General features: G+C 59.2%; 23 protein-coding genes. 9 read left to right on the top strand and 14 right to left on the bottom strand.

Annotated elements, in window-relative coordinates; genetic code table 11:
- The first annotated feature begins 153 nt into the window (after positions 1–153).
- From K0F75_RS15140 to lipA, 4 genes are all read left to right on the top strand, one after another.
- Entirely contained in the window at positions 154–1,314 is a 1,161-nt protein-coding gene (locus tag K0F75_RS15140; RefSeq protein WP_219062681.1) for a D-alanyl-D-alanine carboxypeptidase family protein, read from the top strand.
- A gap of 80 nt (positions 1,315–1,394) precedes the next feature.
- Entirely contained in the window at positions 1,395–1,670 is a 276-nt protein-coding gene (locus K0F75_RS15135) for a DUF493 domain-containing protein (RefSeq protein ID WP_219062680.1), read from the top strand.
- On the top strand, positions 1,670–2,317 hold the full coding sequence (gene lipB, locus K0F75_RS15130) for a lipoyl(octanoyl) transferase LipB (protein WP_219062679.1): 648 nt from the start codon (positions 1,670–1,672) through the stop codon (positions 2,315–2,317). Before K0F75_RS15135 ends, lipB begins: the two co-directional genes overlap by 1 nt.
- Positions 2,318–2,319: 2 nt before the next feature.
- The gene (lipA, locus tag K0F75_RS15125) at positions 2,320–3,339 is read left to right on the top strand and encodes a lipoyl synthase (protein ID WP_257604394.1); all 1,020 of its coding nucleotides are present in this window, start codon (positions 2,320–2,322) and stop codon (positions 3,337–3,339) included.
- A 121-nt stretch (positions 3,340–3,460) separates the two neighbouring features.
- Here lipA and K0F75_RS15120 read toward each other — a convergent pair whose 3' ends face one another.
- The 5 genes from K0F75_RS15120 to leuS all read right to left on the bottom strand — a co-directional run bounded on the left by K0F75_RS15120 (position 3,461) and on the right by leuS (position 9,527).
- Complete coding sequence (locus K0F75_RS15120) at positions 3,461–4,792, bottom strand: lytic murein transglycosylase (protein ID WP_219062678.1); 1,332 nt, start codon at positions 4,790–4,792, stop codon at positions 3,461–3,463.
- An 83-nt stretch (positions 4,793–4,875) separates the two neighbouring features.
- Positions 4,876–5,031 (bottom strand): alternative ribosome rescue factor ArfA, encoded by a 156-nt coding sequence (arfA, locus tag K0F75_RS15115; RefSeq protein WP_219062677.1) that lies wholly within the window; start codon positions 5,029–5,031, stop codon positions 4,876–4,878.
- A gap of 114 nt (positions 5,032–5,145) precedes the next feature.
- Entirely contained in the window at positions 5,146–6,183 is a 1,038-nt protein-coding gene (gene holA, locus K0F75_RS15110) for a DNA polymerase III subunit delta (protein ID WP_219062676.1), read from the bottom strand.
- Between the two features lie 42 nt (positions 6,184–6,225).
- Positions 6,226–6,831 (bottom strand): LPS assembly lipoprotein LptE, encoded by a 606-nt coding sequence (gene lptE / locus K0F75_RS15105; protein WP_219062675.1) that lies wholly within the window; start codon positions 6,829–6,831, stop codon positions 6,226–6,228.
- An 89-nt stretch (positions 6,832–6,920) separates the two neighbouring features.
- Entirely contained in the window at positions 6,921–9,527 is a 2,607-nt protein-coding gene (gene leuS, locus K0F75_RS15100) for a leucine--tRNA ligase (protein ID WP_219062674.1), read from the bottom strand.
- A 292-nt stretch (positions 9,528–9,819) separates the two neighbouring features.
- Here leuS and K0F75_RS15095 point away from each other — a divergent pair, with 292 nt between their 5' ends.
- Together K0F75_RS15095 and K0F75_RS15090 are read left to right on the top strand one after the other, a co-directional pair.
- Positions 9,820–10,167 carry a hypothetical protein gene (locus K0F75_RS15095; RefSeq protein WP_219062673.1) on the top strand — a complete coding sequence of 116 codons (348 nt, stop codon included), beginning with the start codon at positions 9,820–9,822 and terminating at the stop codon, positions 10,165–10,167.
- Between the two features lie 122 nt (positions 10,168–10,289).
- Positions 10,290–11,051 carry a YdcF family protein gene (locus K0F75_RS15090; protein ID WP_219062672.1) on the top strand — a complete coding sequence of 254 codons (762 nt, stop codon included), beginning with the start codon at positions 10,290–10,292 and terminating at the stop codon, positions 11,049–11,051.
- Positions 11,052–11,158: 107 nt separating this feature from the next.
- On the opposite strand, the gene lnt is transcribed toward K0F75_RS15090, so the two are convergent.
- From lnt to miaB, 5 genes are all read right to left on the bottom strand, one after another.
- Positions 11,159–12,679: an apolipoprotein N-acyltransferase gene (gene lnt / locus K0F75_RS15085; protein WP_219062671.1), complete on the bottom strand. Its 1,521-nt coding sequence runs from the start codon at positions 12,677–12,679 to the stop codon at positions 11,159–11,161.
- 9 nt (positions 12,680–12,688) lie between these two features.
- Positions 12,689–13,528: an HlyC/CorC family transporter gene (locus K0F75_RS15080; RefSeq protein WP_219062670.1), complete on the bottom strand. Its 840-nt coding sequence runs from the start codon at positions 13,526–13,528 to the stop codon at positions 12,689–12,691.
- Between the two features lie 5 nt (positions 13,529–13,533).
- Positions 13,534–14,034: an rRNA maturation RNase YbeY gene (ybeY, locus tag K0F75_RS15075; protein WP_219062669.1), complete on the bottom strand. Its 501-nt coding sequence runs from the start codon at positions 14,032–14,034 to the stop codon at positions 13,534–13,536.
- Entirely contained in the window at positions 14,027–15,049 is a 1,023-nt protein-coding gene (locus tag K0F75_RS15070; protein ID WP_219062668.1) for a PhoH family protein, read from the bottom strand. Before K0F75_RS15070 ends, ybeY begins: the two co-directional genes overlap by 8 nt.
- A 205-nt stretch (positions 15,050–15,254) precedes the next feature.
- Complete coding sequence (gene miaB / locus K0F75_RS15065) at positions 15,255–16,583, bottom strand: tRNA (N6-isopentenyl adenosine(37)-C2)-methylthiotransferase MiaB (RefSeq protein ID WP_219062667.1); 1,329 nt, start codon at positions 16,581–16,583, stop codon at positions 15,255–15,257.
- Positions 16,584–16,715: 132 nt separating this feature from the next.
- Between miaB and K0F75_RS15060 the strand changes: the two genes are divergently transcribed.
- Entirely contained in the window at positions 16,716–17,042 is a 327-nt protein-coding gene (locus tag K0F75_RS15060; protein ID WP_219062666.1) for a DUF1820 family protein, read from the top strand.
- Positions 17,043–17,062: 20 nt separating this feature from the next.
- Here the strand turns inward: K0F75_RS15060 and K0F75_RS15055 are convergent, their stop codons facing one another.
- The 4 genes from K0F75_RS15055 to K0F75_RS15040 form a co-directional block, all read right to left on the bottom strand.
- A complete protein-coding gene (locus tag K0F75_RS15055) occupies positions 17,063–17,611 on the bottom strand; it encodes a tetratricopeptide repeat protein (RefSeq protein ID WP_219062665.1) in 549 nt (182 codons plus the stop codon).
- Positions 17,612–17,896: 285 nt separating this feature from the next.
- A complete protein-coding gene (gene hemL, locus K0F75_RS15050; protein ID WP_219062664.1) occupies positions 17,897–19,180 on the bottom strand; it encodes a glutamate-1-semialdehyde 2,1-aminomutase in 1,284 nt (427 codons plus the stop codon).
- Between the two features lie 42 nt (positions 19,181–19,222).
- The gene (gene thiE / locus K0F75_RS15045; protein WP_219062663.1) at positions 19,223–19,849 is read right to left on the bottom strand and encodes a thiamine phosphate synthase; all 627 of its coding nucleotides are present in this window, start codon (positions 19,847–19,849) and stop codon (positions 19,223–19,225) included.
- 41 nt (positions 19,850–19,890) lie between these two features.
- Positions 19,891–20,688: a hydroxymethylpyrimidine/phosphomethylpyrimidine kinase gene (locus tag K0F75_RS15040; RefSeq protein WP_219062662.1), complete on the bottom strand. Its 798-nt coding sequence runs from the start codon at positions 20,686–20,688 to the stop codon at positions 19,891–19,893.
- Between the two features lie 411 nt (positions 20,689–21,099).
- On the opposite strand from K0F75_RS15040, the gene K0F75_RS15035 reads away from it, so the two are divergent.
- Both K0F75_RS15035 and K0F75_RS15030 read left to right on the top strand, forming a co-directional pair.
- Complete coding sequence (locus tag K0F75_RS15035) at positions 21,100–23,088, top strand: 7TM diverse intracellular signaling domain-containing protein (RefSeq protein ID WP_219062661.1); 1,989 nt, start codon at positions 21,100–21,102, stop codon at positions 23,086–23,088.
- Between the two features lie 137 nt (positions 23,089–23,225).
- Positions 23,226–24,875 (top strand): acyl-CoA dehydrogenase family protein, encoded by a 1,650-nt coding sequence (locus tag K0F75_RS15030; protein ID WP_219062660.1) that lies wholly within the window; start codon positions 23,226–23,228, stop codon positions 24,873–24,875.
- Positions 24,876–24,955 lie beyond the last annotated feature (80 nt).

Below are 24,955 nucleotides of genomic sequence, written 5' to 3'. Positions count from 1 at the left end.
AACTGTTCACAGGGCAGCCTGATCAATCAGGCTGTTTTGTAAGCCAGGGGTAATGCCTGGCGTCGCAGACCGGATGAAAACGTCATTTTTTCGCCAGTCAGATTAGCTTTGCCCGCGAGGGCATGTTTGCCCATTAGCAATTTCGAGAGACGGATGAACATCACCACCTTTGCAAAACGCCTGTGCCTGCTAGTCCCGCTTATCATCGCCCCTGCCGCCTGGGCGGCTGAACAGATGATGCCATCGCCGCCGCAACTGGCCGCCAAAGCCTACGTGCTCATGGACGCCTCCAGCGGTAACGTTCTGGTCGAGAATAACGGCGACCAGCGTTTGGCGCCCGCAAGCCTGACCAAGCTGATGACGGCTTACATTGCGACCCTGGAAATCCGTCGCGGCCAGATCGGTGAAAACGATCCAGTGACCGTCAGCGAAAACGCCTGGCGCACAGGCGGTTCGCGGATGTTCATCAAAGTGGGCACCCAGGTCACCGTCAGCGACCTGCTGCACGGCATCATTATCCAGTCGGGCAACGACGCCAGCGTCGCGCTCTCCGAGCACATTGCCGGCAGCGAAGATGCTTTCGCCGACATGATGAACAAAACTGCCGGCGACCTCGGCATGTCCAACAGCCACTTCATGAACCCGACCGGTCTGCCAAACCCGGAGCATTACTCGTCGGCTCATGACATGGCCGTGCTGGCCCGCGCGATCATCCATGAAGACCCTGCTCACTATGCGATCTACTCGCAGAAAGAGTTCTTCTGGAACGGCATCAAACAGCCTAACCGCAACCTGCTGCTGTGGCGTGACAAGACCGTTGATGGTCTGAAAACCGGTCACACCGACGAAGCGGGTTACTGCATGGTGTCCTCGGCAGTGCGTGATGGTATGCGTCTGATCGCCGTGGTGTTTGGCACCAACAGTGAACAGGCTCGTGCGGCCGAGACTCAAAAGCTGCTGACTTACGGTTTCCGCTTCTTCGAAACCCAGACGTTCTATCAGAAGGGCACTGAGCTGGCTCAGGCAGCTGTCTGGAAAGGCGCCGAGCATCAAGTCAAAGCCGGTCTGGCTGATGACCTGACCATGACATTGCCTAAAGGCCAATTGAAAAAGCTGGCCGCTAGCATGACTATGAATCCACAGCTGGTTGCGCCTATCGCCAAGGGCGACGTGATCGGTAAAGTTGAAGTGAAAATGGACGACAAGGTCGTGCACACTGCCGACCTTATCGCCCTCGACGCTGTCGACCAGGGTGGAATCTTCCGTCGCGTGTGGGACAGCATCCGCCTGTTCTTCTACGGTTTGTTCAACTGATATTGCCGACCGGCGTGCACCGGCTCTGACCCAGAGCGCGGTGCGTGCCGCTCGTCACGGCTTACGAGGCCGTTACTGCCATGACTGATACCGACGTTAAGTCGCATAAAATCGAATTTCCCTGCCTCGACTACCCGATCAAGGTGATCGGCGACACCGGCGTAGGTTTCACTGCCCTTGTGATCGAGACCCTGGCCAAACACGCCACGCTCGACATTGCCACGCTCGCCGAGCGTCAAAGCAGCAATGGCAAATACACCACCGTACAGCTGCACATCACCGCGACTGGCGAAGAACAATTGCGTGATATCAATAGTGCGTTGCGCGCTACGGGTTTCGTGCACATGGTGCTCTGATGTCCGGCAGCCTGGGCTTCCGTGACCTGGGGCTGGTCGCTTACGAGCCGGCCTGGCACGCCATGCAGCGTTTCACCGACGAGCGTGCGCGCGATGTGGGTGACGAGGTCTGGCTGGTGCAGCACCCTCCTGTGTTTACCCAAGGTCAGTCAGGCAAACCCGAACATCTGTTGCTGCCGGGTGATATTCCGGTGGTACAGGTCGATCGTGGTGGTCAAGTGACCTATCATGGGCCGGGCCAACTGGTCGCCTACCTGATGCTGGATGTGCGGCGCCTGGGGTTCGGCGTGCGCGAACTGGTCACCCGGATCGAGCGTAGCCTGATTGCACTGTTGGCCAGCTACGGCGTAACAGCGGTAGCGAAAGCGGATGCGCCGGGTGTCTATGTCGATGGAGCGAAAATCGCCTCCCTCGGCCTGCGGATTCGCAACGGTTGTTCATTCCACGGCCTGGCGCTGAATGTGGACATGGACCTTGAACCGTTTCGACGAATTAATCCCTGCGGGTATGCGGGGCTGGCAATGACCCAGCTACGCGACCATGCAGGCCCGATTGAATTTGCCGAGGTAAGTGCCCGGCTGCGCGCGCAGCTCGTCAAACACCTCGACTATGCTGAGCAGACGACCCTAACGGGCGGAATCGACTGACTATGACTACTGCGACTGACACTGCGCCAACCCTTATCCCGACGCTCGACATCGCTGAGCATGCGGCCCGTCCGAAAGTGGAAGCCGGCGTGAAGCTGCGCGGCGCGGAAAAAGTCGCGCGGATTCCGGTAAAGATCATTCCGACCGTCGACTTGCCGAAGAAGCCCGACTGGATTCGTGTCCGTATCCCGGTTTCTCCCGAAGTAGACCGCGTCAAACAACTGCTGCGTAAGCACAAGCTGCACAGCGTGTGCGAAGAGGCATCCTGCCCGAACCTGGGCGAGTGTTTCTCCGGCGGCACCGCCACCTTCATGATCATGGGTGATATCTGCACCCGTCGTTGCCCGTTCTGTGACGTTGGCCACGGCCGACCGAAAGCCCTGGACGTCGACGAGCCGAAAAACCTGGCCGTTGCCATCGCCGATCTGCGCCTCAAATACGTGGTGATCACCTCGGTTGACCGGGATGACCTGCGTGACGGCGGTGCCCAGCACTTTGCCGATTGCATCCGTGAAATTCGCCTGCTGTCGCCAAACGTCAAGCTTGAGACCCTGGTCCCGGACTACCGTGGACGCATGGACATCGCGCTGGAAATCACCGCTGCAGAGCCGCCGGATGTGTTCAACCACAACCTGGAAACCGTGCCGCGCCTGTACAAGGCTGCGCGTCCGGGTTCGGATTACCAGTGGTCGCTGACCTTGCTGCAACGCTTCAAGGAGATGGTCCCGCACGTACCGACCAAATCCGGCTTGATGCTGGGTCTGGGCGAAACCGACGAGGAAGTCATCGAAGTCATGCAGCGTATGCGTGAGCACAATATCGACATGCTGACCCTCGGCCAGTATCTGCAACCGTCGCGCAGCCACTTGCCAGTGGAGCGTTTCGTGCACCCTGACGTCTTCGCCTGGTTCGCTGAGGAAGGCTACAAAATGGGCTTCAAGAACGTCGCCTCAGGCCCGCTGGTGCGTTCTTCGTACCATGCCGATGAGCAGGCGGGTGCCGCGATCAAGGCCATGATCTGAGCTGAATAGGCGCTGATCAAAAAAAGGGCCGGATAGTGATATCCGGCCCTTTTTTGTGGTGTCTGCCCTCACAGGGTGAACGTGATCACCTGTAGGCGCAGGCTTGCCTGCGAAGAGGCCGTTACGGCTTGCGCAGGTTATCCAGCAGTTCATGAGTCGGGTAACCATCGGCCGGCCAGCCGAACGACTGTTGTGCGCTACGGATTGCTTTGCGCGTATTGGAGCCGATGATGCCGTCAGGCGCGCCTGCGTCGTACTGCCGTGACGAGAGCAGGGTTTGCAGCTCTATGCGCTCAGAGCGGCTCAGAGGAAGGTCTCCGCGCGGCCAATCGCCCAGTACATAGCCGCCGCCGTTGAAACGCTCGGACAGCAGGCCGATGGCCATGGCGTAGGACGACGAGTTGTTGTACTTGAGGATCGTGCGGAAGTTATCCAGCACCAGAAATGCCGGGCCTCGGTAACCCGCTGGCAATAGCAGGGCAGCCTGTAGTTGCGCGACATTGGCGGGCAGGGCGCTGCCGCTGGGTAGCTTGAGCCCCATCTGCTGCCATTCGGCTACGGTTTTGCGTGTCGAGGCATCGGCCAGTGCGTAGTCAAAGCCTTGCGTCAGCTTGACTTCAAACCCCCACGGCTGACCTTTTTGCCAGCCCGAGCTTTGCAGGTAGTGAGCTGTCGAGGCCAGAGCGTCGGCCGGGGTATTCCATATATCGCGACGACCGTCGCCATCGAAGTCCACGGCATGGGTGTTATAGGTGGTGGGGATGAACTGCGTCTGGCCCATGGCACCCGCCCACGAGCCGAGCATGTTCTCGGGCGCGATATCGCCGTGCTGAAGAATTTCCAGCGCCGCCAGCAACTGGCTTTGCGCAAAGCCTGGACGACGGCCTTCGTAGGCCAGCGTCGCAAGCGATCGAATCACCGATTGTGTGCCCTGGAACTGGCCGAAGCTGCTTTCCATGCCCCAGATCGCGACCAGTGCCTGGCGGTCGACGCCATAGCGTTGTTCAATGCTTTGCAACACATCGGCGTATTGCACGAGCAAGGCCTGACCTTTGCGCACGCGCACCGCAGACATGGCGCCGTCCAGGTATTCCCAGACCGGGCGAGTGAATTCGGGCTGGCTGCGATCAAATTTGACCACGGTCATGTCCGGCACGACGCCGGCAAAGGCTCTGTCGAAAATATCGGCCCGAATGCCAGCCTTCAGCGCTTCGACTCGAAAACCGGCTTCCCAGTCGCTGAAACTCATGGTGGGCTGAATATCGAATTCGTTATCGCCGGGCACAGTGGCGGGCGGGCTCGCAGGCAACGCGGCAGCCGCAGGGGTGTTAGCGACTTGAAGAGGCGTGGCGTCTGCTGCGGTCGGTTTTTCCGCGCAGGCGACTAACAGGATGAAGCTGGAGGCGGTGATCAGTTGGCGAAAATGCCAACGACGGGAAAAACTAGAGGGCATGCTTGGGTCCAGGGTATTACCGACAAACGCAGACCTTATCATGCCTGTACGTTCGAAGGGGCCTTGGCAAGAGTGGCGACGGTTCAGGCGGCCAGAAAGTAAGAAGCCTCCCAGCTTTTAGACTGGAAGGCTTCGCGGCGGTAGCTGCCTTTGCCCTTGCCGGCGGGTTCCTGACGACTGCGGAACAACGGCTGGGCGATGATGGACTTGGCCTTGTTGGGCCTGGACGGCTTGCTCATGGCGGATACTCTCTCATTGGGGGTTGAATCGGTGCAAATCATCCGCTTGACGGAGGGATCTGTCTAATAGATGTCTGCTATCGCAGGCAAGCCAGCGGCTACAGGGATCAGGGTTTACTCAGCAGGCAAATTCAGCCGCTGTCCAGCCATCAGCAGCGCCAATCGGCTCAAGCTGCTCCAGGCCGAACCGGCGGCCTGGCCCTTGATTTGTGCATCGATGCGTTGAGCATCCATCAGCAACTGGCCCCAGCGTTGCGCAGAGTGGCGTTGCAGGGCTTTGCTCATCAGCGGTTTGCGTTTGTCCCAGATCGGCGGTCTGGCTTGGCTGAAGGCCTTGTCCAGCGGGATACCCTGGCTGAACTGCAACGCCAGGTTGGCCAGCACCCGCAGTTCACGACACAGGGCCCAGAGAATCACCGGCGTTTCCACCCCTTCGCCGCGCAGGCCTTCAAGCATGCGCAGCGCATGAGCGGCTTCGCCGTTGAGAATGGCATCGGTCAAACCGAAAACATCGAAACGTGCACTGTCGGCCACAGCCCCTTGCACGGTTTCGACGGTTATCTGGCCACCTTCGGCCATCAGTTTGAGCTTTTCGATTTCCTGTGCAGCGGCCAGCAAGTTGCCTTCGACCCTGGCGGCGATCAGTTCGATCGCATCCTGGCTGGCCGTCAAGCCGGCCTGTGACAGGCGTTGACGAATCCACTGCGGCAACTGGCTGGCATCCACCGGCCAGATTTGCACGAACTGCGTGTGTGGACCCTCAACCAGCGCCTTGCCCCACTTGGTTTTTTGCGCACTGCCGTCGAGTTTTGGCAGGCTGATCAACAGAATCGTGTCTTCGGCCGGGCGCGAGCAATACTCGATCAGTGCTGCCGCGCCTTTGTCACCGGGCTTGCCCGAAGGCAAACGGAGCTCCAACAGGCGCTTTTGCGCGAACAACGACATGCTGGCGCCCGCCTGCAACAGCGTGCCCCAATCAAAACTGGCATCGGCGCTGAACACCTGGCGTTCGTCAAAACCTTGCTGGCGTACGGCCGCGCGGATGGCGTCTGCCGCGTCCTGACACAGCAACGGATCATCGCCGCTGACGACATACACCGGCGCAAGGTTGCCCTGGAGGTGTTTGCCGAGTTGGGCTGGAGTGAGCTTCATAGGTCAGAAGATGCCGGGGCCAGCGAACCGGCCCCGAGGCATTTATCGGGAAGGGATTTCAATAGGCGATTGTCGAGGTGTCTCGTTCTCGATTTTCTGCGCAGCTTCCAGGGCATCAGCATCCGCTTTTGCTTTGTTGTCTGCGGTCTGCTGCAGTTGCTCCAGTTGGGTCGGAGTCAGCAGTTGCAGACGAACCATCATGTTCTGGACGAGCTGGTTGCGCATTTCTTTACGAACCTGCTCCATTTCCTGATCAGAGCCCATCAAGTTGTTGCCGTCATGCACGTAGACTTTCTGCACTTGCAGCTTGCCGTCGAGCAGCGACAGGTCTTGAGCGCCATGGATCTGATAGTTGAGCACGGCGGTCATTTCATATTCGGCCGAACCTGACGCGCCGGTGTAGCTGAGGGAGCGCTGCGATTCGTTTTCATCGACCAGAATCAGTTTGTACGGTGCACCGGAATGAACCCGCACGCCGCTGCCTTCCAGGGTCTGACGCAACTGAGTCACGATTTCGCCGTAAGCGTTACGTGCAGACAGATCGATTTCTGTGATCGTCAGCTGGTTAGTGCCCGTGCCACGCAGCTGGAAACCACAGGCGCCGAGCAACAGGGCGAGACCTATCACCAGCAAATTGCGTTTGATCATTTGATGCTCCCCTTGAATCCGTAGGGGCCGACGTTGCGTCCCCTGAAAGTTGTGTTCAGCGCCCGATCGATACCGGGCGCTTGATGCCATTAGCTTGCGACGATATTGACCAGCTTGCCAGGGACCACGATCACTTTGCGGATCGTCAGGCCTTCGGTGAAACGCAGCACGTTTTCATTGATGCGCGCCGCTGCTTCGACTTCTTCGCGGGTAGCGCTGGCAGGCATTTCGATCTGTCCACGCAGCTTGCCGTTGACCTGAATGACCAACACCAGGCTGTCTTGCACCAGCGCGGTCTGATCCAGTACCGGCCAGCCAGCGTCTATGATTGCGCCGCTGTGGCCCAAGTGGCCCCACAGCTCATGGCTGATGTGCGGGGTGATCGGGGCCAGCAGCAGGGCGACGGTTTCCAGACCTTCCTGAAGCAGTGCACGGTCCTGTTCGGTAGTGTGCGCGGCCTTTTCCAGCACGTTCATCAGCGTCATCACCTGAGCGATGGCCGTGTTGAATTTTTGGTGCTGGCCGACGTCCTGGCTGGCGTTTTTGATGGCCAGGTGGATCGCGCGGCGAATGACTTTCTGCTCGTCGCTCAAGGCGGCGATGGCAAGTTTGACCGTTGAGCCCAGGCTGACATGCGCCTGAGCCAGACGCCAGACCCGACGCAAGAACCGGTGCGAGCCTTCGACGCCCGAATCGGACCATTCCAGGCTCATGTCGGGTGGCGAGGCAAACATCATGAACAGACGGCAGGTATCGGCGCCGTATTGATCGATCATCGACTGCGGGTCGACGCCATTGTTCTTCGACTTGGCCATCTTCTCGGTGCCGCCGATTTCGACCGGCAGGCCGTCACTGATCAGTGTGGCGCCGATGATCTTGGCTTTGCTGTCACGCACGAGTTCGACATCGGCCGGGTTGAACCAGGTCTTGCTGCCGTTGGCCTCAAGGCGATAGTACGTTTCGGCGATGACCATGCCTTGGGTCAGCAGGTTTTTGAACGGTTCGTTGGAGGTGACCAGGCCTTCGTCGCGCATCAACTTGTGGAAGAAGCGCGCATACAGCAGGTGCAGGATTGCGTGTTCGATGCCGCCGATGTACTGATCCACCGGCAACCAGTGGTTGGCTGCTTCCGGGTCGACCATGCCACCTTCATAGTGCGGCGAGGCATAACGAGCGTAATACCATGAGGACTCGACGAAGGTGTCCATGGTGTCGGTTTCGCGTTTTGCCGGTGCACCGCATTTAGGGCAGGCGCATTCGTAGAACTCAGGCATGCGCGCCAACGGCGAACCGGCGCCATCGGGCACGACGTCTTCTGGCAATACAACCGGCAACTGGTCTTCAGGGACCGGCACGTCACCGCAGGTGTCGCAATGCACGATCGGGATCGGGCAGCCCCAGTAGCGTTGACGGCTGATGCCCCAGTCGCGCAGGCGGAACTGAGTGCGTGATTGGCCGAGGCTCTTTTTCTGCAGGGCGACTTCAATGGCGTCGAAGGCGCCTGCGAAATCCAGCCCGTCGAAAATGCCGGAGTTGATCAGTTCGCCGTGTTCACCATACGCATCCTGCCACGGGGCAGGCGTTTCATCGCCAGCGCTGGTGCGCACAACGGCCTTGATCGGCAGGTTGTACTGGGTGGCGAACTCGAAATCGCGTTCGTCGTGAGCCGGGACAGCCATTACGGCGCCATCGCCGTAATGCATCAATACGTAGTTGGCGACCCACACCGGCAATTTTTCGCCGGTCAGTGGGTGCTCGACGAACAGGGAAGTTGGCAGGCCTTTTTTCGCCTGGGTGGCGATGTCCGCTTCCGCGACACTGCCGCTTTTGCATTCAAGGATGAACGCTTGCAGCTCAGGGTTGCCTTTCGCCGCCAAGGTCGCCAGCGGGTGTTCTGCGGCAACGGCGACATAGGTCGCGCCCATCAGGGTGTCCGGACGTGTCGTGAACACTTTCAGTGCGCCAGCTTCACCAATCGAAGCCTGGTGATACGGAAATTGCACTTCCATGCCACGGGATTTACCAATCCAGTTGCGCTGCATGGTTTTGACTTGCTCAGGCCAGCCCGGCAATTCGTCGAGACCCTCCAACAATTCTTCCGCGTAAGCGGTGATCTTGAAGTAGTACATCGGGATTTCGCGCTTCTCGATCAGCGCGCCGGAACGCCAGCCGCGGCCGTCGATCACTTGTTCGTTGGCCAGTACGGTCTGGTCCACCGGGTCCCAGTTGACGGTGCCGTTCTTGCGGTAGATCACGCCTTTTTCGAACAGGCGAGTGAACAGCCATTGTTCCCAGCGGTAGTAATCGGGTTTGCAGGTGGTGATTTCACGTGACCAGTCGACGCCCAGGCCCAGGCTTCGCAGCTGGGTTTTCATGTAGGCGATGTTTTCGTAGGTCCACTTGGCCGGGGCCACGTTGTTCTTCATCGCGGCGTTTTCCGCGGGCATGCCGAACGCGTCCCAACCCATGGGTTGCAAGACATTCTTGCCCAGCATGCGCTGGTAGCGGGCGATCACGTCACCGATGGTGTAGTTGCGCACATGACCCATGTGCAGCTTGCCGCTGGGGTAAGGGAACATCGACAGGCAATAAAAAGTATCTTTGCCTGGCTGTTCACTGACTTCAAAAGATTTTTGCTCGTCCCAAAAGGTTTGGGCGGCGGCTTCGATTTCGCGGGGCTGATAGAGTTCGTGCATGGCTACTTTTTACTAAAAAGGGGTGACCTTAACCTCTTCGTTGCAACTCTGAATCGGTCGGCACCGCTTGCCGGAAGATTGAGACTGCCTGTGCGGTGCGTTCGGGCTCAGGAGAGCGGGAAGTGGAATTACAGGAAGCGCCGTAGCATACATGAGCGCCGACTATCGAGGGAAACCCTGATTGCTTCGTCGATGCCCTCCGAGGCCGTTGGTCGCGGCATCGGGCTGAATCGGAGAGCAGCGCTAAGCTGTTGAATGAGGGTGCATGTTTTATCTTCGATGAGGTGAGCGGATGGCAGAGTTGCAGCAAACAGCAGTAAAACCCGAGCTATACGACCGCTTGATTAATCGTCTGGGGATCGCCCTGGATGTGGCCAAAACAGCAGTTTGGCTTCGTGATGAAGTACCTGTTGATCTGGAGTTGCGTGGTCTGAGTCCTGCTGAATTCGAGTTGATCGAAGCCTATCTGGACACAGGCGCTTTTGGTTTTAAGGCTGATGATGTGTGGAGGGGTTCTTCTCCTGCACCGGAGCTTGATGGGTCGATTTCGACGCCGCGTCGTTCAGCCGAGGTCATCTGGTTGAAGGATAAAAAGCGCGACAAGGTTTCGATAAAGGTTAAATCGTTGTCTTTCAGGTGATTGTGATAGTCAGCAAACGTTACACCGTTGCACGTTAGCCTACGCAGGCTGCGGGCCTGCTTGATAAGCATTGTTGCTTAGCGTTAATCCTTCTAGGCTTCGAGCATCTCTGGAGATGCTCGATGCCTATTCGATACTTGCTCAAACAATTGCTCCTGCCGCCCGGCATTCTTTTGCTGCTGCTTTTGCTTGCCTGGTGGTTTCGTCGTTCTCGCCCGCGCCTCGCCGGGCTGTGCTTCGTTCTGGGGTTTGTCGGGTTATGGGTGATGAGCCTGCCGATTGCCGTGGAGTGGGCGGCGCGCGCGCTTGAGCAAGAGCCGCCGTTGGCGCAGGCCCAATGGGCGACCCTTGGGCAACAGGCCGATGCCATTGTGGTGTTGGGGTCCGGGCGTGAGCGCAAAGACCTTACGTGGGGCAGCGACATCCCTACCGGCCTGGCACTGGAACGCATGCGTTTTGCTGCGCGTATGTCAAAAGCGTCAGGGCTGCCGATATTGACCACCGGCGGCCTGCACTACGACGAACCGCCAAGTGAAGCGGCGATCATGGCGGACTCGTTGCAAAATGACTTTGGCGTTACCGTGCGCTGGCAAGAAGGGCTCAGCCGGACCACGTGGGAAAACGCCACGATGACCGCTGCGGTGTTGCAGCCGTTGGGCATCAAGCGGGTGGTGCTGGTGACGCAGGCCTGGCACATGCCAAGGGCGCGCTGGAGTTTCGAACAGGCCGGTTTTACGGTGATCAGTGCGCCGGTAGGGTTTGTTGGCGTAGACAATGCCCGGCCGTTCAAGGGCTGGCTGCCAGAGAGCAAAGCGGTTTGGCAGAGTGGGCTGTTGCTCAATGAAGCGGTGGGATTATTGATGTATCCGTTGGTGTATCAGTAGGGCAGGGTGCGCTTCTGGTCCGGCGTTGCAATGACGACGCCTTCGCGGATGAAGACAGTTGCTCCCACAGCGGCGCGCAGCCTGCCTGTGGGAGCTGCCGTAGGGCGTCAGACGGTCTTGGCAATCCGACCGGCCAACAAGGCCCAGCCAAACAGGAATACACAGAAAATCGTCAACGGCCACGAACGCCAGCGCAGATAGGGCGTCAGTTCGTGCATCGGCACTACGTCGCCATACAGGATCCCCTGCTGGAACTGCGGGATGGTCGCGGTGATCTTGCCGAACGGGTTGATCAGCCCGCTCACACCATTGTTGGTGGCACGGATCATCCAGCGTCCAGCCTCAAGTGCCCGCATCTGCGCCATCTGCAAATGCTGCAGCGGGCCGATTGAGGTGCCGAACCACGTGTCATTACTGACGGTCAGCAGCAGCTCGCTTTGGGCGGCCAAGCCTGCGGCGAACTCGGGGTAGACCACTTCGTAGCAGATGTACGGTGCGACTTGATAGCCCTTGGCTTGCAGCAGTGCCTGATCGCTTGGTCCGCGAGCAAAGTCCGACATCGGCAGGTTGAAGAAGGTGATCAGTCCGCGCAGCAGATCCTGCAAGGGTACGTATTCACCAAACGGCACCAGCTTCTGTTTCAGGTACGTGCCGTCACCCTCGCCGACCACGGTGATCGCGTTGTAGTAGCGGTACTCGCCGCGTCCGCCTTGCTGACGAAGCGGCACACCGGTGATCAGTGCCGAGTCGCGATCGGCCGCAAATTTGCCGAGCATTGTCAGGAAGCCTTCCGCCGACTCCTTCAGTACCGGAATCGCAGTCTCTGGCCAGATGATCAGGTCCGCGCGTCTGGAGCTGAACGTCATGTCGCGATACAGGGCCAATTGTGCGTTCAACTGCGCCGGGTCCCACTTCATGCTTTGTTCAACGTTGCCCTGAATCGCTGCAACGCTCAATGGCGGACCCGACGGGGATGTCCATTCGTGGTTTTTCAGCGCAAGGCTCAGCACCCATGGCGCCAAAAGCAGCAGCACGCCCGCACCGAGAAACGCCTTGCGCGCCCGCAGCCGTGGCAGGTTGCACAGCAGGGCGGCGGTCAGGGCCAGGGTAAAGGAGATCAGCCACATACCGCCCATCGGGGCAAGGCCGGACAGAGGGCCGTCAAGCTGGCTGTAGCCGGAGTAAAGCCAAGGGAAGCCGGTCAGGAACCAGCCGCGAAAGGCTTCCTGGGCCAGCCACAACGCGGCGAAGGCCAGGGCGTCGGCCAGCGGCGCTTCATTGCGCCGAATCCAGCGCGCCCAGATCCAGGCGGGCAGGGCGAAGAACAGGGCGATGGCCGCGATGAACGCCAGCATCAGCAGACCGGCCAGCAGGGCTGACGCGCCGCCATAGGTGTGGATGCTGACGTAGATCCAGCTGGTGCCTGCGCCGAACAGGCCGAAGCCATAGCACCAGCCACGGCCCAAGGCCTGACGGGGATTCAGTTCACGCAAACCAAGGTAAAAAACGACCAGTGATACGAGGGCCACTGGCCAGATATCAAAAGGCGCCAGGGCCAGGGTGGTAATCGCGCCGGCCGCCATGGCCAGCAGGTTACCGGGCCAGCCGGGGCGGGTGATCCAGCGCATTTACATTCCTTAGCGGGAGATGGGACTCAAGCGTAATAAGTGGATGCGACGGCTGTCGGCATTGAGGATACGGAAGCGATAAGCACCAATTTCCGTGGTTTCATTGCGCTTTGGCAAGTGGCCGAACGCACTCATCACCAGACCGCCAACCGTATCGAATTCGTCGTCGGAGAACTCGCTGTCGAAGAACTCGTTGAAGCTGTCGATGGGGGTCAGGGCCTTGACCAGGAAGTCGCCGCTGGGCAGCGGTTTGATATAGCTGTCTTCCTCGACATCGTGCTCGTCCTCGATATCGCCGACGATCTGTTCCAGCACGTCTTCAATGGTCACCAGACCGGCCACGCCGCCGTATTCGTCGATGACGATGGCCATGTGGTTATGGTTGGCGCGGAACTCACGCAGCAGCACGTTCAGACGCTTGGACTCAGGCACGAACGTCGCCGGGCGCAGCAGATTGGTGATGCTTTCGTTTTCGCCGTTTTCCTTGAGGATCAGCGGCAGCAAGTCCTTGGCGAGCAACACGCCGAGCACGTCATCGTGGCTTTCGCCAATCACCGGATAGCGCGAGTGCGCGGCGTCGATGACGGCAGGAAGAAACTCACGAGGGGTCTGGGTCGCCTTGATGCTGATCATCTGCGAACGCGGCACCATAATGTCGCGCACTTGCAGGTCAGCCACTTGAATGGCGCCTTCGACGATGGCCAGCGCTTCGCTGTCCAATAGCTTGTTCTGGTGGGCTTCGCGCAGGAGTTCAAGCAGCTCCTGGCGGTTTTTCGGCTCGTGGGCAAAAGCCTGGGTGATTTTCCCCAGCCATGACTTTTGCCCGGTGCTCGATCGGTCTTCGCTCATAGCCCTTACTCGTGGTCCTTGCTGGTTGTCTCTGGATGATGATGGTCAGCGGTTTCGTCGTCGGCATAAGGATCGGGGTAGCCCAGTTCCTCAAGCAACGTTCGTTCCAGTGCTTCCATTTCTTCGGCTTCGGCATCGTCTATGTGGTCGTAACCCAGCAGATGCAGGCAGCCATGAATGACGAGATGCGCCCAATGGGCATCGAGTGTCTTGCCCTGTTCGGAGGCTTCGCGAACCACCACTGGCACACAAATCACCAGATCGCCGAGCAGCGGAATATCCAGGAACTCATCAGGCACGTCGGCGGGAAAGGACAACACGTTGGTCGCGTAGTCCTTGTGGCGCCAGGTGTGATTGAGTTCGCGGCCTTCAGCTTCGTCGACCAGGCGAATGGTCAGCTCCGAATCAGCGCTGCGTTGACGTAACGCCAGTTCGCACCATTGGCGGAACTGGGTTTCGTTGGGGGCAGGCGCTTCACTGGCAAGTTGCAGGTCCAGCTCAAGCATCGCGGCGGTTGTCCCTGTTGGAGGAGGCTCTGGCCGGCGGCTCGTCGCTGAAGCGATCTTCGAAGCGCTCATAGGCCTCGACAATGCGCTGCACCAACGGGTGGCGTACCACATCCTTGGGCTTGAAGTGGGTGAAGCTGATGCCTGGCACGTCTTTCAATACGTCGATGACATGGTTCAGACCCGACTTGGTGCCCTTGGGCAAGTCGACCTGAGTGATGTCGCCGGTGATGACGGCCGTGGAGCCGAAGCCGATGCGGGTCAGGAACATCTTCATCTGTTCGACGGTGGTGTTCTGGCTTTCGTCGAGAATGATGAAGCAGTTATTGAGTGTGCGACCGCGCATATAGGCCAGCGGTGCAACTTCGATCACCTGACGTTCGATCAGCTTGGCGACATATTCGAAGCCGAGCATTTCATACAGCGCGTCATACAGCGGGCGCAGGTACGGGTCGATTTTCTGTGCCAGATCGCCGGGCAGGAAGCCGAGCTTTTCGCCCGCTTCGACCGCCGGGCGCACCAGCAGGATGCGTCGAATCTGCTCGCGCTCCAGTGCGTCCACCGCGCAGGCAACCGCAAGATACGTCTTGCCTGTACCCGCCGGGCCAATACCGAAGTTGATGTCGTTGCTCAGAATCTCTTTGACGTAACGCTGCTGATTCAAGCCGCGCGGGCGAATCATGCCCTTTTTCGTGCGCAAGGCTACGCCGACTTCGGCAGCAGGGTGGTTGTCCAGTTCGTCTACGCCCGATTCCTGGAGGAACAGGTGAACCATGTCTGGCGACAGATCCGTACCTTGGGTTTCCCGGTACAGACGGCGCAGCAGGTTTTCGGCAGAAGTGGTGTGTTTAAGTTCGCCAATCAATTCGAATTGATTACCGCGATTGCGGATTTCGATATCCAGGCGTTGTTCGATCAAGCGCAAATGCTCGTCGAGCTGCCCGCACAGATTTGCGAAGCGATGGGCCTCAAAAGGTTCGAGGATGAAACGATGAGGTGCTATGGGTGCGTTCAAGGTCGTTTATAGCCGCCCTATGGCAATGGAGATGGAATCAAGGATAACCCCGTAAATCTGTGTGGGAAAGCCTTCACTTACTAATGGTGGTTGGGGCGATTGGCTCGCACCGCAAAACTGTAGGAACGGGCTTGCCCGCGACCCGCTGCGAAGCAGTCGCGGACTCGTTGAACTCACCAGCGCCTACAAAGTTGTGTGCGTCGGCTTATTGCAACAATGACCCCCGCAGCGAGTGCGGCTGTGCGTCGTCGATATAGACGTCGGCGAACTGACCGATCAGCTTGGGATTGTCGCAGCGGAAGTTGACGATTCGATTATTCTCGGTGCGACCCTGCAACTCGCCGGGGTCTTTTTTCGAGTAATCGGTCACCAGGATTCGCTGAGTACTGCCCACCATCTGCCGGCTGATCTCGAAACCCTGCTGATTCAGGCGATGCTGCAAGGCGGCCAGGCGCTGCTTTTTCAGCGCTTCAGGGGTTTCATCTTTCAAGTCGGCCGCAGGCGTACCCGGTCGTGGGCTGTAGACGAAGGAGAACGAAAAGTCGAAACCCACGTCTTCGATCAGCTTCATGGTCTGCTCGAAATCTTTTTCGGTCTCGCCGGGGAAGCCGACGATGAAGTCCGAGCTGATGCTGATGCCCGGTACGGCGGCTCTCAGTTTGCGCAGCTTGGATTTGTATTCGAGGGTGGTGTGATTGCGCTTCATCGCCGACAGGATCCGGTCGGAACCCGATTGCACCGGCAAGTGCAGGTGTTTGACCAGTTCGGGCACTTCGGCGTGGGCCAGGATCAGGCTGTCGGAAAATTCCAGCGGGTGCGAGGTGGTGTAGCGAATACGGTCGATGCCGTCGATTGCCGCGACCACTCGGATCAACTCGGCCAGATCGGCCACGCGCCCGTCATGCGTCGCGCCGCGATAGCCGTTGACGTTCTGCCCCAGAAGCGTCACTTCGCGTACGCCGTTTTCGGCCAAGTGCATAACTTCGGCGACAACACCGTCGAACGGACGGCTGACTTCTTCGCCCCGGGTGTAGGGCACCACGCAGAAGGTGCAGTATTTGCTGCAACCTTCCATCACTGACACATAGGCGCTCGGTCCATCGACGCGAGGCTCGGGCAGGTGGTCGAATTTTTCGATTTCCGGGAACGACACATCGACCTGAGGCAGGCGTGTGGTGCGCGCGGCGTCGATCATTTCCGGCAAACGGTGCAGGGTCTGTGGGCCGAAGACCACGTCCACGTAGGGTGCGCGATCACGAATCGCTGCGCCTTCCTGGCTGGCCACGCAACCGCCGACGGCGATCACCATGTCCGGTTTGGCCAGTTTCAGTTCACGCCAACGGCCCAGTTGGGAGTAAACCCGGTCCTGGGCACGTTCGCGGATCGAGCAGGTATTGAGCAGGATGACGTCGGCATCTTCTGCGCGAGCAGTGACTTCCAGGGCTTGATGTTCGCCCAGCAGATCGACCATGCGCGAGCTGTCGTACTCGTTCATTTGGCAACCGTGGGTTTCGATATAAAGCTTCTTGGCCATGCGTGATCATCAGGTGATTCGAAGAACCGCACATTATAGTGGCGCCAGCCTCCGGTTCCTAGCGTTGCCTGTCCAGCGGACATGCTATAGTTTGCGCCCTCTTTTATATCCCCCGATTGTTACCCGCCCGTTATGACCAAACGTGATGCTCCAATTTACAAGGTGATTTTCCTCAACCAGGGCCAGGTGTTCGAAATGTACGCCAAGCAGATCTATCAAAGCGATTTGTGGGGTTTTCTGGAGGTGGAAGAGTTCGTCTTTGGTGAGCGCACGACCGTGGTCGTGGACCCGAGCGAAGAGAAACTCAAGGCTCAGTTCGAAGGTGTGGTGCGCAGTTTTGTGCCGATGCACTCGATTGTGCGCATCGATGAAGTCGAGCGCATGGGCACGCCGAAGATCAGCGAGGCCCGGGGCACCAGCAATGTCATGCCGTTCCCGATGCCGATGCCGGACAAGTAAGAGGCTGTTCAGGGTTCAAATCAAGGTAATGGCGCGAACGGCGTACGACCTTCAGCCGATTGCAGCTCCAGCAGGTAATTGCGGAAAATCTGTCCCAGTACCTGCGTTGCGATTTCCAACTCGTCGCGCTGCATCTGTGCAGATACTTCATCGGCCGTATCCAGCGCATCCTCTGCACCATTGACTGCCGCCATCTTCAGCACGATATAAGCCTGAATGTTATTGGCTTGCACGCCTTCGCCCCGATAAAACATCAAACCCAGCCGATATTGCGCCTGGGCATGGCCTTGCAGCGAAGCCTGCTCGAAGTAGTTCAGTGCCTGGGTGAGATCACGCGGTGCGTTTTTGCCGTCGTAGTAAAACTCGCCCAACTCGAATTGTGCTTGTGCATCCCCGGTTTGCGCAGCTTTTTGGCATGCCGCCAACGCCTCAGGCAGATTGTCTGGCTGAGTATTGAGGGTGCAACGACCCACCGCTGGGATTAACAACGAGTTGCCGCCTGCATTCGCCAGCAGGGGATGAAGAAGCAACAGGCAGCCCAAAGCAAGGGCCCGGCCGGTGCGGTTCATGGGAATCGACTTGCCTCTGAAAAGGTGCGGGCGTACCCGTCCAGCGGAACGTGCTGGCGGCACATTATGAAATAAGCAGGGCCAACCTTACAAAGTCTTTACTGATTTTCTGCTGCGCGGGCTTGATGTGCCTGATTTTGCGAGGGAAAAGGCTGATCAAACCCCCATAAATCCCCTTGTAGGAGCGCGCTTGCCCGCTATCAACCGTGAAACGGTCGAAAACCGGTGTCAAGATTCTTCCAGAAAACCGCGTTTTGGCGGCTCCTACAGGAGATCGGCTGTGGCTTATTTCAATGCAGCAAACGCTTTTTCAGCAGCATCGAGGGTCAGTTGCAGTTCGGTGTCACCGTGGGCAATGGAGGTGAAGCCAGCTTCGAATGCGCTCGGTGCCAGGTACACGCCGCCTTCGAGCATCAGGTGGAAGAAGCGCTTGAAGCGGTCGGCATCGCTGGTCATCACGTCCTTGAAGGTGACGATGTCGTCTGCACCGCTGAAATACAAACCAAACATGCCGCCCGCCTGAGTGGTCACGAACGGAATGCCCGCAGCGTCGGCGCGTTGTTGCAGGCCATCGAGCAGGCGGCGGGTGAAGCTGCTCAGTTCGTCATGGAAGCCTGGGCGGCTGATCAGGCGCAACGTCGTCAGACCTGCGGCCATGGCCAGCGGGTTGCCCGACAGCGTGCCAGCCTGATAGACCGGGCCCAATGGCGCGATGTGCGACATGATTTCGCGCTTACCGCCAAAACAGCCGACCGGCATACCGCCACCGATGATCTTGCCGAAGGTGCTCAGGTCCGGCTTCACGCCGTAAAACGCTTGCGCACCGCCCAGTGCGACACGGAACCCGGTCATCACTTCGTCGAAAATCAGGACCACGCCATGTTTGTCGCAGAGCCTGCGCAGGCCTTCGAGGAAACCCGGCGCTGGCGGTACACAGTTCATGTTGCCGGCGACGGGTTCAACGATGATGCACGCGACTTCCTGGCCGACTTCGTTGAGCAGTTGCTCGACCGCGTCGATATCGTTGAAGGGTGCGGTCAGCGTGTGTTTGGCGAACGCAGCAGGAACGCCCGCCGAGCTTGGAACACCTTGGGTCAGCGCGCCGGAACCGGCCTTGACCAACAGGCTGTCGGAGTGACCGTGGTAGCAGCCTTCAAATTTGATGATGCTGTCGCGGCCAGTGAAGCCTCGGGCGAGACGAATCGCGCTCATGGTTGCTTCGGTGCCGGAACTGACCATGCGCACCATTTCCATCGACGGCACGATGGCGCAGACCAGATCGGCCATCTCGGTTTCCATGGCCGTTGGCGCACCGTAGGACAAGCCGTGTTCCAGTTGCTTGCGCACGGCGTCGAGCACGTCCGGGTGGCTGTGGCCGAGAATCATCGGGCCCCAGGAGCCGACGTAATCCACATAACGCTTATCGTCTTCGTCGGTCACGTAGGCGCCGACAGCGTGCTTGAAGAACAACGGCGTGCCGCCCACGCTTTTGAAGGCACGAACCGGCGAGTTGACACCGCCCGGGATGTGTTTTTGGGCGTTGGCGAACAGGATTTCAGAACGGGACATGGTCGGGTCTCTATTTGAATCGGAAAAAGGTTTGAATCGGCGTCAGGCGGATTTAAACAAGGCGTTGAATGCGCGGGCGCGTCGGGTGACTTCCTGGGTGCTGTCCGCGCCGAACAGGCCGTGGACCACCGCCAGCAGGTCGGCACCGTGGGCCACCAGTGGCGCGGCATTCTCAAGGGTGATCCCGCCAATGACTGCAATCGGCAGATGGAGGCGGGCGCGAGCCTGGTCCAGCAGATCGAGGGTCGCAGTGGGCGCGCCGGGTTTGGTGCTGGAATTGAAGAAGCGCCCAAACGCGACGTAGCTGGCGCCCTCGGCTTTGGCTTTTTCAGCCAGCTCCAGTTGGCCATGGCAGGTCGCGCCGATGATCGCCTTGTGCCGTAACAGGGCACGGGCGACCGGCATCGAGCCGTCAGTCTGGCCCAAGTGCACGCCGACGCCGAGGCGCGCAGCCAGCTCGGCATCATCGTTGATGATCAGTTTCGTGTTGTAGCGCTCGCACAGCCTGAGCAGGGTATCGGCTTCGCGCAAGCGACGTGTTTCGTCGGTGCTTTTGTCGCGGTACTGCAACAGGGTGACGCCGCCCTCAAGGGCGGCCTCGACGTAAGACAGGAACTTGCCAGCCAGCAGTTGGCTGTCGGTAATGGCGTACAAGCCACGTAGTTTCATCGGTCAAACCTCATGGCGCGGCGTTACGGGCAAACAGGGTCTTACGAGCAAAAATCAAGGGGCAGACGGCGCGGCACGTATTGGCCTTTGCCCAACTGCTCGGCATCGCGCAACGTGCGCCAAGTATAGTTGAGCGCCGTTTGCACCGCGCTCACCAGATTTTCCCCCAATGCCAGGCGTCCGGCCAGTGCACTGGCCAATGTGCAGCCAGAACCGTGGTAGCTGCCGGGCAGGCGTTGGCAGGTGAACGTACGGGTTTCGCCGTTGCGGATGTACAGGCGATTGTGGATAAGTTCTTCGTCGCCGTGACCGCCAGTGATCAGCAGGTGCTGGCAAAAGGGCAGAAGCTTTTCCGCGCATTCGTCGGCGGTGCCTTCGGGCAGTTCGGCAAGGATGCGCGCTTCAGGCAAGTTCGGGGTCGCGATGGTCGCCAATGGCAGCAGTCGTTCGCGCATGGCGTAACCGACTTCGTCCTTGCCCAGACGACCGCCACCGCCAGCACGCAGCACCGGGTCACAGACCAGGGGCAAATGCGGATGCGCCAGGAGCAGCTCGACAACGGTGTCGACCATTTCCAGCGAGCCGAGCATGCCCAGCTTGACGGCGGCCACGGTCGAGTCGTTGAGCACGGCGTTGGCTTGTGCCAATACCCACTCGCGGTCCAGGACCCGGAAATCGCTGACATTGACGGTGTCTTGCACGGTCAGGGCGGTGATTGCCGGTGCGGCATGGCAGCCTTGAGCGAGAAGGGCTTCGATATCTGCCTGCAGGCCGGCACCCCCACTAGGATCGTGGCCGGAGAGACAGAGGACAACGGGGCGGGAGCTATAGGTATTCATGGTGCGCGAGCTTACCACCAAACTTTTTCCGGAGCCGCTAGCCGGTGTCGGATTTTTCATACAACTGAACGGCCCCGTCGCTTGTTTGAAGGGCTCGAACACGTCGACGGTTACTCGCGAGTTCTTCTGAAAGGCCCGGAATAGAGCCTTCCGTTTAACTAAAAGAGTGGTGTCTCATGGCCATTCACCGCTATGCTCACGCCATCCTTACCGAGGCAACAATGCCTGGCTGGCGCTTCAGTTGCCGAGAACTAAGCAAATTTGCAAAAAACACGGTCTCACGCACAATGGACAGCCGGCGTGAAACCGGGCCTTGACGTGTTCAATACTAATAACAGGACCTGCAGGTTGACGGTGTCTCACAGGGAGAGGGGGCTTTGCGATCAGCCGGACAGGCCATGCTGGGGTTGTATGCGCTATTTGCTGATAATGCTGGTCGCCTGGGTGCCTCTTTTTGCCAGCGCCATCGAGTTTGACGAGGATACCGGCACCTTGCCTTTAGGGCGGGCGGTGCAGGTGTTCGAAGACGTAACGGGCGAGGCGACCATCGATCAGGTCAGCGCTCCGGCCACGGCTGCGCTCTTTCGTGCGGTGGGTGCCGATACCCTCAACGCGGGCTATTCACGTTCGGCGTTCTGGCTGAAGCTGGACCTGCAGTTTCGCCCCAAACGTCCAGACGTTCAGCGGGATTGGCTGCTGGAGTTGGCCTATCCACCCATGGACCACGTCGATTTCTTCACCGCCGACGCCTCCGGTCGCTTTCGGGTGGCTTGGCAGACCGGGGATATGCTGCCTTTTTCCAGTCGCCAGATTGAACAGAACAATTACCTCTTTGCCCTCGACCTGCCGGCCAATCAAGTGCAGACGGTGTACCTGCGCCTGACCAGCCAAGGCTCGATCCAGGCGCCACTCGCCCTCTGGTCCAGCCACGCCTATATCGAAGCACAGCCTGCGCGCATCTACGTGCTGGGTCTGATTTACGGCATGTTGCTGGGGATGCTGGTCTACAACCTGTTCATTTACCTCAGCGTGCGTGACACCAGTTACCTGTACTACATCCTTTATATCGCCTCGTTCGGGCTGTATCAGATCTCGGTGAATGGCGCGGGCATCGAGTTCTTGTGGCCGAACAATCCGTGGTGGGCGAATGCGGCAACCCCGTTTCTGGTGGGCGCGTCGGTGTTATTCGCCAGTCAGTTCTCTCGGCACTTTTTACAGACGCCCACCTGGGGCCGTTGGCTTGATCGCTTGCTCGTGTTGATGATGGCTTCTGCTGCGGCGGTCATGGTCCTGGCAGTGGCTACCGGCTACGGTTTGGCGCTACGACTGGCAACGGCACTGGTGCTGCTGTTTACCCTGGTGATGGTCGCCACCGGCATCACGGCCTGGCTGCACGGGTTGCGCGTTGCGCGCTACTTCGTCATTGCCTGGTCGGTGTTTCTCACCGGAGGCCTGATCAATGCGTTCATGCTGCTCGGCTATTTGCCCAATAACTTCCTGACCATGTATTCCAGTCAGATCGGCTCGGTACTGGAAGTGGCACTGCTGTCGCTGGCCCTGGCTGACCGAATCAACATGATGCGCGATCAGCAGGCGCAGACCCTCCTTGAAGCAGGGCAAAGCCTCGAACGTTTGAATCAGCAGTTGGCTACCAGTAACCGCTTGAAGGACGAGTTTCTTGCCACGCTCACCCACGAGCTGCGTACCCCAATGAATGGGGTGATTGGTTCGTTGGAGTTGATGCAAACGGTGCCGATGGACAGCGAGCTGACGTTCTATCAACAGACCGCTGCCGACTCTGCCCAGGACATGATGGGCATGATCAATGGCATTTTGACGTTGACTGAATTGCAGGCCGGCAGGCTTGGCGCGGTGAATAGCCCCTTCAGTTTGCGTCAACTGCTCGCCAGCGTGCACGGCAGGTACGCCAGCCTGGCAGAGGACAGACACCTGGATTTCGCCATTGAGCTGGATGAGAAGCTGCCTGATAACGTGCTCGGCGATGTCGGCAAATTGCAGCAATGCATCGGGTGCCTGCTGGATAACGCGATAAAATTCACCAAGACCGGGGCGATCATGGTTCGGGTGACGGGTCAGTCAGACGATGTGGCAACCCTGCGTTTGTTGATTGAAGTGATCGACACCGGCATTGGTTTTCATCGGCTGGATGAGGCGACCTTGTATCAGACATTTTTCCAGGTCGACGGCTCCATGACCCGTGAATACGGTGGCTTGGGCATTGGTCTGGCGATCTGCCGGCAATTGGTTGAGCGAATGGGCGGCCGTTTGAGTCATGAATCCGAGCCGGGGCGGGGCAGTTGCTTCAGGCTCCGGCTTGAACTTCAGCGCGAAGCCGAAACGTCCCAATGCGGATCAATGGTCAGTCACGGCCCGTGGTGAGTGGGTTGAGATGAATTGCAGGGTGAAAGCGCCGGTACTTAGTCGGATATGTCACTTTTTATAGGGTTGTGTGCGTGATTCACTGAGTTTCATGGGCGTGTCCTTTGGTACGTCCGCGAAGACAGGAGCGCTCAGGAATGAACCTGCATCAGTTCGCCGAGACCCATGAGGTCACCAACCAGCCGCCTTCACTGGACGGCATCAATTTGTACCGCATCGACCTGCCCCTGCAAGAGTGGTCGCATCGTTACGGTGCCGGTTGGGCGCAGTCGAGGATCGACACCTACGGCGCGCTGGCCGGGGGACCGCTGATGGCGGCCGGGTTCCTCGCCAATCAGAACAAACCGGTGTTCGTCAGCCATGACCGCTACGGAAATCGCATCGATCTGGTGGAGTTTCATCCGGCTTATCACGAACTGATGCGCACGGCGGTCGAGCATGGATTGCCGTCCCTGCCCTGGACCGATCCGCAACCTGGGGCTCACGTCGCACGTGCGGCCATGAGTTACCTGCACAGTCAGGCTGAAGCGGGCAGTGGCTGTCCGTTGACCATGACGTTTGCCAGCGTACCAGCGCTGAAAATCCAGCCTGATCTGGCTGAGATCTGGTTGCCAAAAATCCTTGCCACCGAATACGACCCGCGCAATGTCGGCATCAGCCACAAGGCGGGTGTGACCATCGGCATGGCGATGACCGAGAAACAGGGCGGCACCGATGTGCGCGCCAACACCACGCGGGCCTATCCGGTCGGTGCGACGGGGCCGGGTCAGGCGTATGAGTTGGTTGGGCATAAGTGGTTCTGCTCGGCGCCGATGTGCGATGCGTTTCTGACGTTGGCGCAAACTGATAAAGGACTGACCTGCTTCTTGCTGCCGCGCCATCGCCCGGACGACAGCCGCAATCAGTTCTACGTCCAGCGCCTGAAAAACAAGCTGGGCAACTGGTCCAACGCCTCCAGCGAAGTCGAGTTCCGAGGCGCGCTCGTCTGGATGGTCGGTGAAGAAGGGCGCGGCGTACCCACCATTATCGAAATGGTGGCCATGACCCGTTTCGATTGCATGGTCGGCTCCAGCGCCCTGATGCGCCAGGCCCTGACTCAGGCGGCGCACCACTGCGCGCATCGCAGCGTTGGCGGGCGAGTGCTCAGCGAGCAGCCGTTGATGCAAAACGTACTGGCCGATCTGGCGCTGGAAAGCGAAGCGGCGTTGGCGCTGACGATGCGCATGGGGCGCGCGCTGGACCATCTGCAAGACTCGCAAGAAGGGCGCTTCGCCCGTTTGGTCACGGCCGTGGGCAAATACTGGATCTGCAAGCGCGCCCCGGCAATGATCAACGAAGCAGCCGAATGCATGGGCGGCGCCGGTTATGTCGAAGAGACCATTTTGCCGCGCCTGTACCGTGAGGCGCCGGTCAACTCGACGTGGGAAGGCTCTGGCAATGTGCAATGCCTGGACGTCCTGCGCGCGCTGTCCAAAGAGCCTGGCGTACTGGACGCGTTGTTCGACGAGCTGGGCGATGGCCACGGCGACAAACGGTTGGCTGCGCACATCGTGCACCTTAAAGCGGCGTTCAAGGACACCACTGACATCCAGTACCGCGCACGACAATTAACTGAAGACATCGCCATAGGGCTGCAAGCCAAGCTCTTGCTGGAAGCCGGCAATGCCAGCGTCAGCGACGGGTTCATCGCCAGCCGACTGGCAGCCTCGGGCCGGGTGTATGGCACGTTGCCGCGAGGGGTTGATGTCGAGGCGCTCGTGGCAAGGTCGTCGCCGCAGGTGGGGTGATCCTGCGTGGTCCCTGCAGGGCTCAGCGTGTTGTCCATAAAAGCCCTTAGTGCCTTCGTCCGGCGATGCAGGCAAGATAC

This window comes from Pseudomonas sp. UMAB-08 (assembly GCF_900095225.1).
In the GTDB taxonomy this organism is placed as follows: Bacteria; Pseudomonadota; Gammaproteobacteria; order Pseudomonadales; family Pseudomonadaceae; genus Aquipseudomonas.
This window is presented reverse-complemented; position numbering and strand designations above follow the sequence as displayed.

Bases quoted from the DNA above. Each gene is read 5' to 3' on its own strand.
- K0F75_RS15140 (WP_219062681.1), top strand. From the start codon at position 154: ATGAACATCACCACCTTTGCAAAACGCCTGTGCCTGCTAGTCCCGCTT.
- K0F75_RS15135 (WP_219062680.1), top strand. From the start codon at position 1,395: ATGACTGATACCGACGTTAAGTCGCATAAAATCGAATTTCCCTGCCTC.
- lipB (WP_219062679.1), top strand. From the start codon at position 1,670: ATGTCCGGCAGCCTGGGCTTCCGTGACCTGGGGCTGGTCGCTTACGAG.
- lipA (WP_257604394.1), top strand. From the start codon at position 2,320: ATGACTACTGCGACTGACACTGCGCCAACCCTTATCCCGACGCTCGAC.
- K0F75_RS15120 (WP_219062678.1), bottom strand. From the start codon at position 4,792: ATGCCCTCTAGTTTTTCCCGTCGTTGGCATTTTCGCCAACTGATCACC.
- arfA (WP_219062677.1), bottom strand. From the start codon at position 5,031: ATGAGCAAGCCGTCCAGGCCCAACAAGGCCAAGTCCATCATCGCCCAG.
- holA (WP_219062676.1), bottom strand. From the start codon at position 6,183: ATGAAGCTCACTCCAGCCCAACTCGGCAAACACCTCCAGGGCAACCTT.
- lptE (WP_219062675.1), bottom strand. From the start codon at position 6,831: ATGATCAAACGCAATTTGCTGGTGATAGGTCTCGCCCTGTTGCTCGGC.
- leuS (WP_219062674.1), bottom strand. From the start codon at position 9,527: ATGCACGAACTCTATCAGCCCCGCGAAATCGAAGCCGCCGCCCAAACC.
- K0F75_RS15095 (WP_219062673.1), top strand. From the start codon at position 9,820: ATGGCAGAGTTGCAGCAAACAGCAGTAAAACCCGAGCTATACGACCGC.
- K0F75_RS15090 (WP_219062672.1), top strand. From the start codon at position 10,290: ATGCCTATTCGATACTTGCTCAAACAATTGCTCCTGCCGCCCGGCATT.
- lnt (WP_219062671.1), bottom strand. From the start codon at position 12,679: ATGCGCTGGATCACCCGCCCCGGCTGGCCCGGTAACCTGCTGGCCATG.
- K0F75_RS15080 (WP_219062670.1), bottom strand. From the start codon at position 13,528: ATGAGCGAAGACCGATCGAGCACCGGGCAAAAGTCATGGCTGGGGAAA.
- ybeY (WP_219062669.1), bottom strand. From the start codon at position 14,034: ATGCTTGAGCTGGACCTGCAACTTGCCAGTGAAGCGCCTGCCCCCAAC.
- miaB (WP_219062667.1), bottom strand. From the start codon at position 16,583: ATGGCCAAGAAGCTTTATATCGAAACCCACGGTTGCCAAATGAACGAG.
- K0F75_RS15060 (WP_219062666.1), top strand. From the start codon at position 16,716: ATGACCAAACGTGATGCTCCAATTTACAAGGTGATTTTCCTCAACCAG.
- K0F75_RS15055 (WP_219062665.1), bottom strand. From the start codon at position 17,611: ATGAACCGCACCGGCCGGGCCCTTGCTTTGGGCTGCCTGTTGCTTCTT.
- hemL (WP_219062664.1), bottom strand. From the start codon at position 19,180: ATGTCCCGTTCTGAAATCCTGTTCGCCAACGCCCAAAAACACATCCCG.
- thiE (WP_219062663.1), bottom strand. From the start codon at position 19,849: ATGAAACTACGTGGCTTGTACGCCATTACCGACAGCCAACTGCTGGCT.
- K0F75_RS15040 (WP_219062662.1), bottom strand. From the start codon at position 20,688: ATGAATACCTATAGCTCCCGCCCCGTTGTCCTCTGTCTCTCCGGCCAC.
- K0F75_RS15035 (WP_219062661.1), top strand. From the start codon at position 21,100: ATGCGCTATTTGCTGATAATGCTGGTCGCCTGGGTGCCTCTTTTTGCC.
- K0F75_RS15030 (WP_219062660.1), top strand. From the start codon at position 23,226: ATGAACCTGCATCAGTTCGCCGAGACCCATGAGGTCACCAACCAGCCG.